The sequence below is a fragment of the Providencia rettgeri genome, assembly GCF_023205015.1.
GTDB lineage: Bacteria > Pseudomonadota > Gammaproteobacteria > Enterobacterales > Enterobacteriaceae > Providencia > Providencia rettgeri_E.
In genome coordinates this window covers 3,670,187-3,685,633 of the sequence record NZ_CP096258.1, presented here as the reverse complement: position 1 = coordinate 3,685,633, position 15,447 = coordinate 3,670,187, and the positions used below count along the sequence as shown (strand labels likewise).

Annotated in this window: 19 protein-coding genes; 5 read left to right on the top strand and 14 right to left on the bottom strand. The window is 42.3% G+C overall.

Annotation, left to right across the window (positions count from 1 at the left end):
* Window positions 1-8: 8 nt before the first annotated feature.
* Window positions 9-281 carry a hypothetical protein gene (locus M0M83_RS21860; protein ID WP_096864694.1) on the top strand — a complete coding sequence of 91 codons (273 nt, stop codon included), beginning with the start codon at window positions 9-11 and terminating at the stop codon, window positions 279-281.
* 15 nt (window positions 282-296) lie between these two features.
* Here M0M83_RS21860 and M0M83_RS16740 read toward each other — a convergent pair whose 3' ends face one another.
* The 5 genes from M0M83_RS16740 to M0M83_RS16720 all read right to left on the bottom strand — a co-directional run bounded on the left by M0M83_RS16740 (window position 297) and on the right by M0M83_RS16720 (window position 1,931).
* Window positions 297-578, bottom strand: coding sequence for a hypothetical protein (locus M0M83_RS16740; protein ID WP_238562768.1), 282 nt, complete (start codon window positions 576-578; stop codon window positions 297-299).
* A 71-nt stretch (window positions 579-649) separates the two neighbouring features.
* The gene (locus tag M0M83_RS16735; RefSeq protein WP_219108939.1) at window positions 650-1,000 is read right to left on the bottom strand and encodes a DUF5347 family protein; all 351 of its coding nucleotides are present in this window, start codon (window positions 998-1,000) and stop codon (window positions 650-652) included.
* Between the two features lie 9 nt (window positions 1,001-1,009).
* Window positions 1,010-1,165, bottom strand: a complete 156-nt coding sequence (locus M0M83_RS21855) for a hypothetical protein (protein ID WP_231068180.1) — start codon at window positions 1,163-1,165, stop codon at window positions 1,010-1,012.
* Window positions 1,166-1,167: 2 nt separating this feature from the next.
* A complete protein-coding gene (locus M0M83_RS16725; protein ID WP_195697486.1) occupies window positions 1,168-1,677 on the bottom strand; it encodes a phage regulatory CII family protein in 510 nt (169 codons plus the stop codon).
* A gap of 29 nt (window positions 1,678-1,706) precedes the next feature.
* Window positions 1,707-1,931 (bottom strand): helix-turn-helix transcriptional regulator, encoded by a 225-nt coding sequence (locus M0M83_RS16720; RefSeq protein ID WP_248467023.1) that lies wholly within the window; start codon window positions 1,929-1,931, stop codon window positions 1,707-1,709.
* 146 nt (window positions 1,932-2,077) lie between these two features.
* Between M0M83_RS16720 and M0M83_RS16715 the strand changes: the two genes are divergently transcribed.
* From M0M83_RS16715 to M0M83_RS16700, 4 genes are all read left to right on the top strand, one after another.
* On the top strand, window positions 2,078-2,668 hold the full coding sequence (locus M0M83_RS16715) for a phage repressor protein CI (RefSeq protein ID WP_248467022.1): 591 nt from the start codon (window positions 2,078-2,080) through the stop codon (window positions 2,666-2,668).
* A 1-nt stretch (window position 2,669) separates the two neighbouring features.
* A complete protein-coding gene (locus tag M0M83_RS16710; protein WP_248467021.1) occupies window positions 2,670-3,605 on the top strand; it encodes a hypothetical protein in 936 nt (311 codons plus the stop codon).
* On the top strand, window positions 3,595-4,611 hold the full coding sequence (locus M0M83_RS16705) for a phage integrase (protein ID WP_248467020.1): 1,017 nt from the start codon (window positions 3,595-3,597) through the stop codon (window positions 4,609-4,611). The genes M0M83_RS16710 and M0M83_RS16705 overlap by 11 nt, the downstream gene beginning before the upstream one ends.
* A 557-nt stretch (window positions 4,612-5,168) precedes the next feature.
* Window positions 5,169-5,663 (top strand): nucleoside deaminase, encoded by a 495-nt coding sequence (locus tag M0M83_RS16700; RefSeq protein WP_140171526.1) that lies wholly within the window; start codon window positions 5,169-5,171, stop codon window positions 5,661-5,663.
* Between the two features lie 120 nt (window positions 5,664-5,783).
* Here the strand turns inward: M0M83_RS16700 and M0M83_RS16695 are convergent, their stop codons facing one another.
* The 9 genes from M0M83_RS16695 to M0M83_RS16655 are packed head-to-tail and all read right to left on the bottom strand — an operon-like array spanning window position 5,784 to window position 15,398.
* Window positions 5,784-7,427, bottom strand: coding sequence for a thiamine pyrophosphate-binding protein (locus M0M83_RS16695; RefSeq protein ID WP_248467019.1), 1,644 nt, complete (start codon window positions 7,425-7,427; stop codon window positions 5,784-5,786).
* Window positions 7,428-7,468: 41 nt separating this feature from the next.
* Window positions 7,469-8,938: an aldehyde dehydrogenase gene (locus tag M0M83_RS16690; protein ID WP_248467018.1), complete on the bottom strand. Its 1,470-nt coding sequence runs from the start codon at window positions 8,936-8,938 to the stop codon at window positions 7,469-7,471.
* 13 nt (window positions 8,939-8,951) lie between these two features.
* The gene (locus M0M83_RS16685) at window positions 8,952-9,743 is read right to left on the bottom strand and encodes an aspartate dehydrogenase (RefSeq protein ID WP_248467016.1); all 792 of its coding nucleotides are present in this window, start codon (window positions 9,741-9,743) and stop codon (window positions 8,952-8,954) included.
* Window positions 9,744-9,753: 10 nt separating this feature from the next.
* Entirely contained in the window at window positions 9,754-10,548 is a 795-nt protein-coding gene (locus M0M83_RS16680) for an SDR family oxidoreductase (protein WP_248467015.1), read from the bottom strand.
* 10 nt (window positions 10,549-10,558) lie between these two features.
* Window positions 10,559-11,398 (bottom strand): alpha/beta fold hydrolase, encoded by an 840-nt coding sequence (locus M0M83_RS16675; protein WP_248468465.1) that lies wholly within the window; start codon window positions 11,396-11,398, stop codon window positions 10,559-10,561.
* Between the two features lie 15 nt (window positions 11,399-11,413).
* A complete protein-coding gene (locus tag M0M83_RS16670) occupies window positions 11,414-11,926 on the bottom strand; it encodes a cupin domain-containing protein (protein WP_233618402.1) in 513 nt (170 codons plus the stop codon).
* A gap of 24 nt (window positions 11,927-11,950) precedes the next feature.
* Window positions 11,951-13,231: an MFS transporter gene (locus tag M0M83_RS16665; protein WP_248467014.1), complete on the bottom strand. Its 1,281-nt coding sequence runs from the start codon at window positions 13,229-13,231 to the stop codon at window positions 11,951-11,953.
* A gap of 21 nt (window positions 13,232-13,252) precedes the next feature.
* Window positions 13,253-14,467 carry an NAD(P)/FAD-dependent oxidoreductase gene (locus tag M0M83_RS16660; protein ID WP_248467012.1) on the bottom strand — a complete coding sequence of 405 codons (1,215 nt, stop codon included), beginning with the start codon at window positions 14,465-14,467 and terminating at the stop codon, window positions 13,253-13,255.
* Window positions 14,468-14,471: 4 nt separating this feature from the next.
* Window positions 14,472-15,398 carry a VOC family protein gene (locus tag M0M83_RS16655; protein ID WP_248467011.1) on the bottom strand — a complete coding sequence of 309 codons (927 nt, stop codon included), beginning with the start codon at window positions 15,396-15,398 and terminating at the stop codon, window positions 14,472-14,474.
* Between the last annotated feature and the right edge of the window lie 49 nt (window positions 15,399-15,447).

Below are 15,447 nucleotides of genomic sequence, written 5' to 3'. Positions count from 1 at the left end.
GAGTTACCATGGACGATTCATACATTGATAACATCAAGCGAAGTCAACTTGAGGAAAAAATCTCCAAAATAGCTAAAAAAGTATCAAAAAATGAATTAGGAGGAGGGCCGATGGTGGTTGCAATTGAAAATGAAAATGGAGAAATCTATAGAGTGATAACAACATATGGAATGTCCTCATACCTTAGCTTAGTTGATAAATTGGCTGCATTAGGCTTAACGGATTTGTTTGCCGATAATTTAAGTCCGGGTAAGTACGACAGCCAATTCACATTTAAATGATTATTAAGAGCAGTTTTAGAACTGCTCATTTTTGACCATATACTTTTCAACGTATCGATTGGATGTTTCCTGATTTTCAATATGACTAATTTCACTTTCTAATAACTGGCTGATTGCTGCATAATCTGGTTTTTCTTGCAGCACATACATTTGAAGCTTACGCAGGCGAGAAGCGTAACGGTCATTGCAAACTTTGCGTTCATCGTTACGATTCCAGTTGATGCAACCATCAATTAAAATTGCATCATTTGAAGTGGCATCTAATACGGGTGTGAATGTTGGTTCTGGTATATTCATTTATTTAATTCCTAAATTTAGAGTGTAAAAATCCCTGACGCGCTAACGTCATTTATTTAATTGGGTATTATTTAATTAATTATTGATGGAAATCGCTTTGGTAAATTAGCGGTATTACTTTTTATATCAATCATAGCTTTAACAATTGCTTTAATTTCTTTCTTGGTTAATTCTTCATATTTACAACCATGTCTACTTGGCTCTATTTTTGCCCACCAATAAATCATAGATAGAAATCTTTTACTACTCTCAGCATCATCGCTAAATCTATCATTGGCGCTGTTAATATAACCTTTTAATTCTTTATCAGTTTCCCCAAATATTTTGTTTCTCAATTCATTAATATGATTCAAACCATTTGAACGGTCTTTTATTGTCATTGGATTGAATCGATTTTCTGATAACGCTGGATTCTGTTGCATAGCAATCACCTATATTCTAGAAATTAGATAAACAACGGCAAGCAAAAGAACTGGAACAATATATTTTAATGAACCATCTTTTTTGTTTACGCTGATTTCTTCTAAACGTTTAAATGAGTCGCCAGTGACTTTATATTTGTACTGCTGTTTATGTGCTTGAGTCATAGTCACACCATTGCTTGGCTGAATCCCACAACGGTATCAATCGCTGATACAAACGCGGGGGATGAATGTAAACGGGCTGAAATTGTCACACCAACTAATGCTAAACAACGGATCGCATTATTTACGCTCTGTTTAATTTCAGCGGAACGGGCATTATTAATATGACCACCTAAAACCGCTTGGCTTGCTAACTTTCCGACCTCTGCCGTTGCATTTAGAATATGCGCAGGAAAATTTCCTTCACTTGCATTATTCAACGGTACAGACGGCTGGCATTGAAGCTGCTCTAATAAACCATCTAACAACGTGGCATCTTCTGTCGCATCCGTAATTTTAACTAAATCACTTGATGTTAATTGGTGCGGCTGTTCTGGGTTTAACTTGTTACGCAACATTTGCGCATTCATGCCGATTGCTTCCGCTATCTGAACAAGGTCACCTTTGTGAGCAATCGCAAAAGCGCGACATGCATTATCAAAATGTGATTGTTTGGAAGCTTGATAATCAAACATAGCCTTTATTCTCCTAATACGAATAATGACTACGCTTGAAGCGAAATGTCACAGTCTGATAATGCTTCAACGGTTAGCTTTGCCATGTTTATAAAGACGCGACCACTTTTCATGTCTTTATGTTTTTTTCGCACAGGTAAACGACCATCTTTGATCATGTCTGTAACAGTGCTTTTAGCCATACCGAATCTTTCACAGTAGGCTTCTATAGTGAGGTATGGCTCAGGAATGGTGATTGTAATATTAGGGCGCATAGTGCAAAATCTCCTATTCTGGTTTTATCCGGTGGCATCCGGTTATATTCGTCATTTGCTATGATTTGAAATCTACTTCACGTTAGGTGAAATGTCAACATCATTCATATGATATTTTCCATCACGTAAAATTGGCGGGAACGTAAATGAGTGACTCATTTGATTTTGTGTCATGTGAAAACAGCGCTATCGTTTTAGATAGAATTATGGAAGCTTATGGTTTTTCATCAAAAATGATGATGGCTGAGCATTTTAATATGGGGCCTAGTGCCATTTCAGGTAGATACAAAAGAAATATCTTCCCTGCTGATATGGTTGTTAGGTGTATGCATGAAACTGGTGCAAATCTTGAATGGTTAGTTTGGGGAACTGGCAACCCGTTTGATAATGAGCGCGTTGATATTTTAAAATTAACTAACTTCAAAGAATTCAACGGTGAGTTGCAAAGAGCTAGTAGTGTTATGTTTGATAAGGTTATGTTATCTGCTAGTAAACCAGCACCTGTTGACCCGATCTGTGTTCAAATGGATAAAGACTATTATCTTATTGATAAATCATTTAGTGATATTTTTGACGGAAAATGGCTTGTTGATATAGAGGGAAAGATCAGCATCAGAGAGTTAACCCGTATACCAGTTCAACGCGTTAGAGTCTCGGGTGTAGGTATGGCTTTTGATTGTGATTTGAAAGACTTAACAGTGCTTGGGCGAGTAATAAAAGAAATAAAGGACTATTGAAATGGGTAAAATATTAACCACTTTGAAAGTATTAATAATTTTATTTTTAGTATTGTTCTTTGCGGCAGGCTTAAGCCTTACTGTTTCTCCAGATGAGAAAAATAAAGGCGTATCAATATTTATGTTGATTGTTACTGGTTCTTTGATTGTCGGTTTATCGCGTTGGTGGTTTTTTTCTGGGAAAACGAAAGAAAAAAAACAGGAAAAGCCAATCAAAAAAAATAATGAAATAGAAGAACAAGCCGCAAAAGAGTTTTCTGAAAGACAAATCACTCAGCAATTGCAGTCCGCAACAAAACCACCTGTGATTTTTACTGTTGATGAAGGCACGGAGAATAACATAAACAAGACATATGTTATGGAAAATAACAAATCTCTTGTATGGGAAGGCACGACGAAGCTTGCGTCATTTAAGATTGTTGATCACAGAGATAAAATATATGGAATTATAACTAGCCTTATCATAAAAAATGATGGTGAATTTTATCTGAATATAACAGACCCTGAGACTGGAGAAACAACAGAAATAAAAGAGAAAGAAATACAAACAAAAATTATTGTTGGGTCAACACGCTATGATTTTGTTGAATTATGTCGAAAGGTTTTAAAATTAGATTTGCATGAAATGTTTGAGTATGCAAAAAGCATTAGATACGAGGCTAAAGAGTTGCATTTAGTAGCTGAATTTCCGCCTATCAAATCAACATTCACCTATATTTCTAGTTCAGGTAAAAATAAAAGGACTATAGATATAGACCAATATTTCAAAAATGGTTATGGCGATGAGTATATTGGAGGTTTCTGTTATACAAGGATGGAGCACAGAACATTTTTGGCAAGCCGAATTCAAACAATGATATCAAGTGATGGTCATAAAAAATATTACTTTCATGATTGGTTAAAAAATGTAGCGGGCATAACGAATCATGACAGTTAAAAAACAACCTGACGGGCGTTGGCTTGTTCAATGTTTTCCTAATGGTCGTCAAGGTAAAAGAGTTCGTAAACTCTTCACAACTAAAGGTGAAGCTATTGCATTTGAACGTCATATTCTTGATGAAACACAAGATAAGCCGTGGCTAGGTGAAAAACAAGATAAACGCAAGTTAACAGAATTAGTTGAAACTTGGTTCCGTGCTCATGGTGTGACTCTTGGTGATGGTGAAAAGCGTAAATCTTTAATGATATTTGCCTGCGAAGCAATGGGTGATCCTCTCGCCATTGAATTTAATGCAAAGATTTTTTCTGTATATCGTGAAAAGCGCTTGAGTGGGGAAATCACACGAACAGATAGATTAAAAACTGTTACTCCACGCACGGTTAATTTAGAGCTTGCTTACTTTAGGGCTATGTTTAATGAGTTGATTCGACTTGATGAATGGGCAAAAGAACACCCATTAGCAAAAGTCAGGTCATATAAAACTGACGAACAGGAAATGGCTTTCCTTGATGATGAGCAAATGAGACTGCTAATAACTGAATGTGAGAAAAGTAGCTCAAAAGATTTGATTCATGTCGTTAAAATTTGTCTAGCAACTGGTGCGCGATGGTCAGAAGCCGAAAAACTGACAGCATCACAAATCAGAAATAACACAATCACATTTATCAAGACAAAAGGTAAGCGTAATAGGTCAGTTCCCATTAGTGACGAGTTTGCAAAAACATTGCCAAAAGGGAAGGGGAACAATCCATTATTTAAGTCTTGTTATTCTGCATTTCGTTCCGCATTAGAACGTACAGGTATTGAATTGCCTGAACGTCAATCATCCCATGTTTTAAGACATACTTTTGCTTCGCACTTTATGATGTCAGGTGGCAATATTTTAGTATTGCAAAGAATACTAGGGCACACAGACATTAAGATGACAATGAGATATGCTCACTTTTCACCTAATCACCTTTCTGAAGCAATAGAGTTCAATCCACTGCAAAAACTAATTTAATGGCAGCAAAGTGGCAGCAAAGAAACCCTATCACCGTATTTATTCGTATTCATTCGTTTATTAACCTATTGAAAACAAAGTAAGTTGTTGTTTTTGTTAGGCGATTTAAAGGACTCATAATCGATTGGTCACTGGTTCAAGTCCAGTAGGGGCCACCAAATTTAAGCTGTTAAATCAGCGCATTAAGCCACTTTGAAAGAAGTGGCTTTTTTGTATCTGAAACATATCACGCTAATGGCTCCCTAAAATACTTTTGTAATTCATCTCAGCTTTTAATTTCTTGTTAATCCATATATTTACTGACTTTTTGAAATTATGTGAGGGATGTTGTAATCCTTTTGTGGCCTAAAAATTGAAATCATTTTTATATCTTTAAGCTTGATAACGTCTGTAGAACTCTAGTGCTAACAAGACATTGTGAAATGTTTTATACCTCCCAAATGTGCCAGAAAATTGAACAGGATCTCGTTATTTTGTATTAATACATCACTAAGCTTGATATAACCTATTTAGGTTATTTTAAAATTAAATTAATTTATGCATATAAGGGGGTGTATATGGAAAATAAGCTTAACAACAATGAGCAACAGAATGCGCTGGATATTCAGTTTATGACGCAGGCTTTAGCCTTGGCAACGGATGCTGCGAAAAATGGCAATGAACCCTTTGGTGCGGTATTAGTTAAAAATAACCAAGTCGTTATGACTGGTGAAAATCATATTCATACGGAAAGTGACCCAACCTATCATGCGGAGTTAGGTCTCATACGCCAGTATTGTTCTGAACATAAAGTCATGGATTTATCCGATTATACGCTGTATACCAGTTGTGAGCCGTGTTGTATGTGTTCCGGTGCAATGGTATGGAGCCAATTAGGTCGGATGGTTTATAGCCTTTCTCATGATGAACTTGCCGAGATTGCCGGTTTTAATATCATGCTGGGGAGTGATGAAATCTTTGACAAAAGCCCCTTTAAACCTGAAGTGGTTAAAGGCATCTTAAAAGAGCAAGCGATTTCTATTTATACGCAATATTTTAAGCCAAATTTATAACCTTAGTCGGGTGATCTAGTCCCTAACTATAATAATTTAAAAAGCAGATGGCTTTAATCATTTATATCATTATCTATCAATGAAGTAGGGTGGCTTGTGCCACCCGTATTAGTTTGAAAGTTAAAATAATTTTTTCTGTGGCGGGCCTGAGAAATTCATTTTGCCAATGCTATTCATTAACACTTCAATGACAACAGGTTGCTTCAAATCGACAGCTTGGCGTAGTGTTGATTCGAAATCTGTAGCTTTATCTATCGTAAATGCCTGAATCCCCATAGATTGAGCTAGTTGGCTAAATGAAGGCGTGAGTAACTGATTATAGTATTGGCGGTCTGAAAAATATTTTTCCTGAATACCTCGCATTACGCCATAGCCTTGGTCATTCATAATAATCAGAACAATGGGGAGCTGCTCTTGTGCCATAGTGGCCAATTCACCTATGCCTAACATTAACCCGCCATCACCCACTAAGCCAATAACAGGCACATTCGGATTTGCTTTGGCACTGCCAATTGCCATGGCGAGTCCTAGACCAATCGCACCGGCTAATGAGTGAATGTTGTGCATTGGTTGGGTCGCTTTGAGTAAACGGCTTCCCCATAAACTCCCTGATACCGTAATGTCTCGGACAAAAATACCGTCACTTGGTAAGACTTGCTCCACGGCATCACTGAGTTGGCTATAAGGGCCACATTGTTGCCTGAGTTGCTCTTCTGCCAGTTGTACCGCCTCTTGTACTTGTTTTTTCCACTGAGCAGAGATAGGGCGCTTTGCTTGTTCGATTTTATAGGCAAGTGCTTCAAGTAAACTTTTGCAATCCCCAGTTACTGTTAAGTCGGCTAAATAGTTGCGATTAGCTGCGAGTGGATTTATATCGATTTGTATGATGGGGTGTGGCAAAGGTAATGACCATGTTTTGGTTTCATTACTGCGTAAACGCGAGCCAGCGACGATAGTTAAATCGCATGAACGCAGTAATGCATCAATGGAATCTGCATTATGAAAAGCACGTAAGCTGAATGGGTGGTTATCCGATAAAATACCTCGCCCATGGGTGCTGCTGATGACGGCAATCCCCGCATCAGCAAGGCGTTTCACAGCATCTTTTGCTTGTAGAGCACCTGCGCCAACCCATAATAGAGGCTGTGTAGCGTGTTGAAGTTTATCCCAAATGGCATTGACTAGCGATGTACAACAGTCAGGCAGCGTAGAAGGGGGAAGTGGCACACTGAGCACAGATAATGGCACTTGCGCACTTTGAATATCAATTGGAATTTCGATAGAGACAGGGCCGCAAGGTATCGTTTGAGCAACCTGAATGGCTTTATGTAGAGTGGCAACGGCTTGTTCGGGGGTATGAACACGAAAAGCTTGCTTAGAACTTGAACGTAGAAAACCGAGTTGGTCATGTGTTTCATGAATAAACCCTGCATCCATATCTAGATACGCCTTTTCAACTTGCCCAGTAATGTGGATCATTGGTGAGCAAGCATTCATGGCTTCAATCATTGAGCCAACAGCATTTCCAGCACCTGCGCCTGTACTGGTTAGTGCTACCCCTAAGCCACTAAAACGGCTATGTGCATCCGCCATGGTAACGGCTCCTGCTTCCCCACGACTTGGCGTAAAATCAATCACTTCGCGGCGCCCGATAGCATCTGCTATGGGTAAATTATGAATTGAAATAACCCCATAAACCGTTGTGACTTGGTATTGTTCGAGTGTTCTGGCGATAGCTTCGCCAACTGTAATCATTTCAGACATTATGTTTTCCTCAATGCAGCCATAATCCGGTGACGGATTTGCTATTCACACCAACGGTTTGGTTGTGGGTTAAGTGCCAGAAATAGGCTTTTTTGTTGCATATAGGCTTTGAGGCTTTCAAGGCCTTTTTCGCGGCCAATGCCACTTTCTTTAAAGCCGCCAAATGGCGTTGAAATAGAAAAAACTTTATAGGTGTTGACCCAAACGGTTCCGACATCAAGGGCATCCGCCAGTTTAAAGGCTCGAGTGTAGTCGCGAGTCCAAATACCCGCAGCCAGTCCATAAACAGAATCATTAGCTTGCTGAATTAAATCTTCTTCATCATCAAATGGCATGGCGACGAGCACTGGGCCGAAAATTTCCTCTTGGCAAACAACAGATTGGTTATCTAAGCCTTCAATAATCGTCGGTAAAAAGTAGTTGCCATCTTGAAGCGCTGGGTCAGTAGGTGCAGTTCCACCAATACGGATCTGCCCCCCTTGTTGGACTGCTTGCTCGACATAGTTTTTGACGTTGTCTCGGTGCGAAGGGGAAATTAATGGCCCCACGTGGACTCGTTCTTGTCTGGGGTCGCCGATGATCAAGTTTTGGGTCAATTGGGTTAATTTTTCCATAAAGGATGAGTAGATATCTTTAGCCACAAATAGGCGTGAACCTGCGATGCAGGCTTGCCCCATTGAGCTAAAGATACCGTAGCAAACACCATGTGTGGCGACATTAATATCAGCGTCTGACAGCACGATCGTTGGGGATTTACCACCTAGTTCCAATGATGTGGTGATCAGTTTATCGGCCGCAATGTGAGCCAGTTGTCGTCCCGTATTGGTGCCACCTGTAAAGGAGATTTTTTTCACCAGAGGGTGGCGAACCAGTGCATCACCGACAATCGAACCTCTACCCGGGAGCACGCTCAATAGGCCGCTGGGTAAACCCGCTTGTTCAAATAGCTCAGCCAGTTTTAATGAAATTAGAGGCGTGGCTTCTGCGGGTTTTAAAATTACGGCGTTACCTGCGGCAAGGGCCGGGGCAATTTTTTGCATATCACTGGCAATCGGGGAGTTCCATGGCGTGATCGCAGCGATCACCCCGATAGGTTGGTAAGTACTTATCGTCATTAAGTCGGGCTGGCGGCGAGGAGGAAGCTCCCCGCCGGAGACCTCACAAACAGCGGCAAAGTAACGTGCGGTGGCCGCTGCACTCATGACTAAACCACGCGCTTCTGCCCACGGTTTGCCGTTATCCAAAGTTTGTAATTGCGTTAAAGCTTCCCGCTGTTCGTCAATTAGTGTGCTAACTTTATATAAGATAGTGGCACGTTGATGTGCAGGCATATTGCGCCAAGTAGGCTCCCGCCACGCTTTATCTGCTGCGAGAACGGCCTCTTCAACATCGTCAAGGCTAGCACTGTTAAGGGTGGCAATCACTTGGTTATCTCCCGGAAAACGCGACTGCATTTCAGGCCCGCGGCCTTGCTGCCATTTACCGCCAACAAAAATATCCATTTTGTTCATTATTGGGCTCCTATTAAATAGCTTGATGTCCAGCGACACGACGACAAACTTCAACAGCACTTAAGGCTGCTAGCATAGATGTTTTTGGGTTTGAGGGCAGAGGGTTTCCATTGAGTTCAATACAGAAATGGCCAAAATCACCAGTAACATCAATACGATGTGAATTTTTTGTGGTGTTTGGATCAACGACCAGTTTCACTCGTGTGGCGTCCATGCCAATACCATACAGCGCGACAGTGGCGGCAACATTGGCATTGGCTGGAAAATTCAGAGCCGCTTCACGCGCGCTCCCACTAAAAAATACAGTGGCTTCCGAGACATTTGATAAATCGATATAACGTTCAGCCGCGCTATTGTGCCAACTTGCTGGGCTTTTACGTGACTGGTAGGTCACTTGGGTGATATTGGCTTCTTTGGCGGCACGTAGACCATCTAGCCCAGCAACGGCACCTGTCAGAGGAATGAGTAGTCCTTGATGGCGTTTTGCTAAATCAGTCAATGTTTGCTCTAAAGTCGCATCAGCCAGTGCGCCAGTGGAAATAATAGCGAGTGTCCAACCCCTTTGTAATATAGTTGGCGCATATTGTTGTACCGCTTGGTGACCCGCACACTCCAGTACTAAATCAGGCGGCTCGATAATATTATCGAGGCTATCTATAGGTGTGACCGCTCCTTTAAAGCGTTCCAAGATAGCTTGGTGGTGATGAGGCCGGGCAACAATGTAACGCAGTGCTATCTCAGTAGGTAAGCGAGTCATCACTTCTTGTGCCATTGCTCCATAACCAATCAACATTAATGTTTTCATTATCAATCCTTTAAATGTGATGGCTAAAGCCGCCAGAAACATCCAAAGCAGCACCTGAGGTAAACGAAGCCATCGGCGACGCTAAAAATACTAAAGCACGGGCGGGTTCTTCCGGTTTGCCCAAACGTTGCATCGGGATCCCTCGTTTATTGGCGATATCGCCAATCCATTGCTGCCAATCTAAGCTTTTATCGCTCCGGTTCTCGAAGCGGCGTCGCCATTGGTCAGATTCGACCATGCCAAGTAAAATAGAGTTAACGCGGATCCCTTTGGGTAACAGTGTTTTTGACAAGTTCAGCGTCATGTTTAGTAATGCAGCCCGAGCCGCTGAGGTGGCGACCATATGCGGCTCAGGCTGTAATGCTAATAGCGAGTTAACACAGGTAATTGATGCAATATTGGATTGCTCTAAGAAAGGCAAAAATGCATTCACCGGGTTAATAACTCCAAATAGTTTGAGTTGGGCTTCATGTAACCACGCTTCTTCAGGGGTATCTGCATAGCTTGCGACATACCCTTGCCCTGCGTTGTTAATCAGTAAGTCAACTTGGCCAAAGTGTTGATAAACCCGCTGAGCAAAGGCTTCTGTCTGTGCTTTTTCAAGGACATTACATTGCTGGGCGATAAATTCACCTTGAGGGTAAAGCTCGCGCAATGTTTTAAGCGTTTGTTGCAGCTTTTCATTATCACGGCCGCAAAAAGCGACTTTACAACCTTCGTCGAGTAGCAGTTTGACGGTTGCAAAGCCTATACCGGAGCTTCCTCCTGTCACGACAGCAACACGGTTATTTAACTGTAAATTCATGCGTTTTCCTTTATTCAGCTTGGCAATAGACCGTCTCTAAAAATTGTTGTAAGTGATGATTAAAGGTGTCTGGTGCATCCAGATAACTGGCGTGTCCCGCTTGGTTAATTAGGAAATAAGGGCAATTTTTTTGTTGTGCGAGTCGCTCTACTTGTGCAGGTGGCGTAATGGTATCATCAGCCCCTACCAGTATTTCGATTGGCCCGTTATAATCCTTTAAATACAAGTAGATATCGTCATGGGCTAACATCCAAGCTGCGGCAAGAAAGCCTTGGGGATTGAGTTTTTTCATATTCTGTCTAACCCAATCAATTTTTTCAGAGGTTGCGCTTGGCGATAACAGGGCAGCGGCTCGGTTTTGGGCGTAGGACTCTATTCCTGAATTAAATACAATGTCACGCCGTTGTTCATACACTGCATTTTGTTGTTCTGGGCTTTTAGTGGCATAGCCTTGAGCTGGGTTGGCTAAGAATAATCCTTTCACTTGTTGCGGATATTGTGATGCGAAAGCACTCGCCATCAATGCGCCGAGTGAATGCCCAACTAAAACAACCTGTTGTAGTTCTAACCCATCAATGAATGCTTTTAGTGCCTTCGCATAGTCAATAGCCGTTGGGGTTTGTGTATTTAGCGCTGAGCTACCTGAATAACCTGGGGCATCCCAACTGAATAGCTGATAGTGGTCAGTTAGTGATGAAGAGGCCAATTGGCTTACCCATGAGGCAGAGCCGGAGCTAATTCCATGCAGTAAAACCACCGCATTTCCATGGCCAGAACTGCGCCAATTGAGACGATATTGGCCAAAATCAGCCAGTTGCTGTGCGGGGAGTTTTTCGATTAGCAAATTCATCACTGATAGCTCCGATTAATTACGTTTAACTTTAGATAACGGGTGATCTTCTGGATACGTTGGAATTGCAGGCTTTGGTGTGCCTATCATGACGCACATTAACGCCTCTTCTTCCCCGTGGTTAAATAGGCCACGATAAATCCCTGCAGGAACTGAAATTAGGTCGCGTTCTTTAAGAACGGTTTCATATTCTTCATCGCCATCTTTTACAAACAACGTGATAGTGCCTTTCAACATAAAGAACACTTCTTCAACATCGGGATGTAGATGTAATGGGCCTTCGCATTTGGCAGGAAGAACCATTGTGGAGAAGGTGAAATTCTCTGCGGGAACGGTATTGACATCGTTAGAGACGCCAGTGGCTCCTGTTCCGATATAGCGCATTTGGGCTCGACGATATTTAGGGTCGTAATCCGCTTGGAATTTCAGGGCATTCCAGTCGTATTTACGGCCTTCAAGGCGGGCAATTCGTGACTCAATCCATTGTGCCATTGGCATATCTTGTGGTTTGATTTGAGGTTGTGACATCGCATTATCTCCTACAAAGAGTGATTAATATTTCTTCAGTAAAGGCAGTAGTAGTAAGCTGCCAACCAGACCAATAACTACGATGAATAACAGACCGCTATCCATAGTGTGAGTAACAGTGATCAGGACGCCCATAAGTAAAGGGGCGGCCGCGCCAGCGAGATTGCCGAGGCCGTTGAAGATGCCTCCCGCTAATGCACTCACTTGTTTTTGTGTGGCTTTGGCAAGTAAGGCAAAGATATTCGGGGCACCGGCTCCCCACATAAACATGCTAAATGCCATCATAAGAATGATGCTGTAGGTCTCGGTAAGAAATAGCACCATTGCTAGCCCCAGTACGGCACCTAACAGAGAGATGAAGCACACTAGAGCTCGACGATCATAACGATCAGATAGCCATGCACCGATGGCTTCACCAAATAACATGGCGATAAAAGGAAGGGAAGATAAGATCCCTGCATGCTCTAAGTGGATGGATTTCCCTTTAATTAAATAGCTTGGTAACCAGCCATTCATTCCCCAAAGATAAACAAGAAAAGCGATATTAAACATGCAGATAATCCAAAAATGGCTATTTTGGAATAAACGTTTTTTATGGGCTTTCATTGCGGCCAGTTGCTCTGCTGGAAGTGTTTCACCCGTTGTATTTTTCGTTTGTGCTTGGCGATTGACTAAATTAGGGTGACGGATGCCTATGACCACTAACCACCAAACGGGAACGGTAAAGGCCGCCATGACAAAAAATGTACTTTGCCAACCGAAGTTATTAAGTAAATACAATGAGATAGGAAATCCTAGCGCTGCACCTAACGGTGTGCCTAATAACCACATCATAGTGGCACGAGCTTGCATTTTTGGCGGAAAAGTACGGCGCACAATAGCGTATGCGATTGCTAGCAAAGGCCCTTCAGCGATCCCCAATAAGACTCGCAGAAAAATCATCGTGCCGTAGTGGTGTGTGAAGCCCATAAAAATCATGAGAAAACACCAGCTACTGATCATAAATAACAGCATTTTGGTCGGATGAAATTTGTCGCCAATACCGCTTAATAGCATCGATGAAATGCCATAAGCGAATAAAAAGGCGCTCATCAGTAGCCCTAAACGGGTTGGGTCAAAGTCGATCCCCAGTGCTTGTTGAAACTTTTCATCAGAAAACAGAGCGGCAATACTAATTTTGTCAAAGAAAGCCAGCAGTACACAGGAAAATAAGCCGATTGGGATGAGCCAATTGATCTTCTCAGGCACATCTTGCACTGCTTGAGTATTTTCTGAGTTTTTTAGGGTAATACTCTGATTAGCCATGTTATTTCTCCTTGCTGGCCACTATTTCAGTGACATCAGTGAAAATGTGGGATCAGCAAGTTGTGAGGGATCCAATTTACGGTGGCTCTGCATCCAACGTTTACCTAGCTTGATTGCCCGAGCATCATTAAAAGCAATCATTTGCACTAATTCATTAGCTTCACTTAATGAAAAATGCACCTCAGAATTAGCAGTATGACGTTGAATGTGTTTTAGTTTTTGTGAGGTTGGGACGCCTAAAATTTGGATATTGTCTTTGTATTGATCTGACCATAACCAAGCGAGTTCATTGAAGCCTTCAGAATGTGGGTTAAGCATGGCTTTTGCGGTCGTGATCGCTTGGTTCTGTGCATAAGCCCATGATTGTAAACATAAAGACAATGTTGGATGGCAAGCGACATCGCCAGCGGCGTATATATCTGGGTGTGAAGTTTGTCCTTGGTCATTGATGACAATGCCATGAGTGACATCAAGCCCCGCTTGTTTGGCGAGCTCTAGGTTTAGTTCTACTCCAATGCCCATTACGGCAAGGTCGAAAGTTTGTAATGGTTGTTTTTGGCAGCCAATTTGTAGCTTAATGGAAGAAGCACCAAGTTCGATATCGCCACAATCTGTAATGACATGTACGCCAGCTTGCGTATGGCGTAGAGCTAATGCCTCAGAAACATTTTGTGGAACGCTGCGTTCGCACAAACGGCTTTGGCGCTCAAAAATGGCCACATCAATCCCCATTTTTCGAGCAGAAGCGGCAACTTCTAAGCCAATCCACCCACCGCCAATGATGGCCACTTTTTTTGCCTCAAGCAGCGCCGAGCGTAGTTGTTGTGCATCGTTCCATGACCGCAAGGCAAAGACTTGCGGGTGTTTCTGCCAATTACTTGAGAGGTAACGGGGACGCCCGCCAGTGGCAAGTAACAGTTTTTCAAATGTCACAATGCGGCCATCATTGAGGTGGATCCATTTTGTTTTCGTATCAATTTTAGTGGCGCGAACTGGACGAAACCATTGTAAATTTAAGGCCTGAGTTGCTTCTTCACTGAATAATCGTGATAGTGCAAAGCTCTCTTGGGTGAGTGCAGCTTTAGACAGAGGTGGGCGCTCATAAAAATCATGGTCTTCATCACTGATCACACTGATTGTGCCTTGGTAACCTTCATCGCGTAAAGTTTTTGTCGCCCAACCACCTGCTTGTCCACCACCGATAATGACGATACCGCCTTGGATTAAGGAGTTCATTAGCTTACTCCTTCACCAGTTTTACTTGACGACGTGTTTCATAGTCTAGACCGCCTTCAACCGCCCACTCAGTGAATGAAACCAGAGAATGTTCCAGCTCGCGGGGCTGCCATTTGTCTGTCAGGAAATCATCATTGGTGTAATATTCGAAAGCACCACCAGTTGGGCTATTAACGTACCAAAAATAGGCAGATGAAATAGGGTGGCGACCCGGTCCAATAAAGGTGCTCCATTGCTGGCGGTTCATCGCTAAGCCGCCGCCAATGACTTCATGGATATCTCGTACAGTGAAGGCTACGTGGTTTAGGCCACGGCCACGGTGCGGTAATTTAAGTAAAAATAAATTGTGATGGCAGCCATTAACTTGGGCGCGTAAAAAAACGGCGCGGTCAATATAACGATCAGAGACTTGAAAACCGAGCTTTTGGCAGTAAAACGCTTCTGTCGATGGTAAGTCATCAACAAAAAAGACGACGTGCCCTACGTTAATCGGTGTAGCTTTTTCATAAACAGGGCTTGGTTTATCAATGCGCCGAATGTCGCCCCATTGGTTGATTGGTGAGACTTCAACGTCAACGTCTTTTTGTTTGGTGACGGTAAACGCGACCGCCATGCCGTTTGGATCACGGCACTCAGCACCATCAGACGTGAGTTTAAAACCATCACAGCCTTGAATGTTCTCGATGATTTTATTGAGTTCTGCCGTATTTTCTGTCCCCCATGTGATCCGACGCAGGGTTGAACCTGTTTCGAAAGCGGGGGGGAGAGATGGTTCTTGCTGGGTGAAAAGCTGTATTTTTGCCCCAGAAAGCGTCGAAAATAACGAGGGGTCACTTTTGGTAACTTGTAGGCCAAAGTCGTGTAAAAATTTTTGGCAGCTAGGGATGTCTTCGACACCAAATTCTAATTTTTCTATTCCAATCACTGACATTATAAAGTCCTCTATCGATTGGTGTTATTGCCAACGGCTTTTTTGGACA

Coding starts and splice junctions, on each gene's coding strand:
- M0M83_RS16710 (WP_248467021.1), top strand. CDS start 2,670: ATGGGTAAAATATTAACCACTTTGAAAGTATTAATAATTTTATTTTTA.
- M0M83_RS16725 (WP_195697486.1), bottom strand. CDS start 1,677: ATGTTTGATTATCAAGCTTCCAAACAATCACATTTTGATAATGCATGT.
- M0M83_RS16720 (WP_248467023.1), bottom strand. CDS start 1,931: ATGCGCCCTAATATTACAATCACCATTCCTGAGCCATACCTCACTATA.
- M0M83_RS21860 (WP_096864694.1), top strand. CDS start 9: ATGGACGATTCATACATTGATAACATCAAGCGAAGTCAACTTGAGGAA.
- M0M83_RS16670 (WP_233618402.1), bottom strand. CDS start 11,926: ATGTCACAACCTCAAATCAAACCACAAGATATGCCAATGGCACAATGG.
- M0M83_RS16660 (WP_248467012.1), bottom strand. CDS start 14,467: ATGAACTCCTTAATCCAAGGCGGTATCGTCATTATCGGTGGTGGACAA.
- M0M83_RS16715 (WP_248467022.1), top strand. CDS start 2,078: ATGAGTGACTCATTTGATTTTGTGTCATGTGAAAACAGCGCTATCGTT.
- M0M83_RS21855 (WP_231068180.1), bottom strand. CDS start 1,165: ATGACTCAAGCACATAAACAGCAGTACAAATATAAAGTCACTGGCGAC.
- M0M83_RS16655 (WP_248467011.1), bottom strand. CDS start 15,398: ATGTCAGTGATTGGAATAGAAAAATTAGAATTTGGTGTCGAAGACATC.
- M0M83_RS16740 (WP_238562768.1), bottom strand. CDS start 578: ATGAATATACCAGAACCAACATTCACACCCGTATTAGATGCCACTTCA.
- M0M83_RS16665 (WP_248467014.1), bottom strand. CDS start 13,231: ATGGCTAATCAGAGTATTACCCTAAAAAACTCAGAAAATACTCAAGCA.
- M0M83_RS16690 (WP_248467018.1), bottom strand. CDS start 8,938: ATGAACAAAATGGATATTTTTGTTGGCGGTAAATGGCAGCAAGGCCGC.
- M0M83_RS16680 (WP_248467015.1), bottom strand. CDS start 10,548: ATGAATTTACAGTTAAATAACCGTGTTGCTGTCGTGACAGGAGGAAGC.
- M0M83_RS16705 (WP_248467020.1), top strand. CDS start 3,595: ATGACAGTTAAAAAACAACCTGACGGGCGTTGGCTTGTTCAATGTTTT.
- M0M83_RS16685 (WP_248467016.1), bottom strand. CDS start 9,743: ATGAAAACATTAATGTTGATTGGTTATGGAGCAATGGCACAAGAAGTG.
- M0M83_RS16700 (WP_140171526.1), top strand. CDS start 5,169: ATGGAAAATAAGCTTAACAACAATGAGCAACAGAATGCGCTGGATATT.
- M0M83_RS16735 (WP_219108939.1), bottom strand. CDS start 1,000: ATGCAACAGAATCCAGCGTTATCAGAAAATCGATTCAATCCAATGACA.
- M0M83_RS16695 (WP_248467019.1), bottom strand. CDS start 7,427: ATGTCTGAAATGATTACAGTTGGCGAAGCTATCGCCAGAACACTCGAA.
- M0M83_RS16675 (WP_248468465.1), bottom strand. CDS start 11,398: ATGAATTTGCTAATCGAAAAACTCCCCGCACAGCAACTGGCTGATTTT.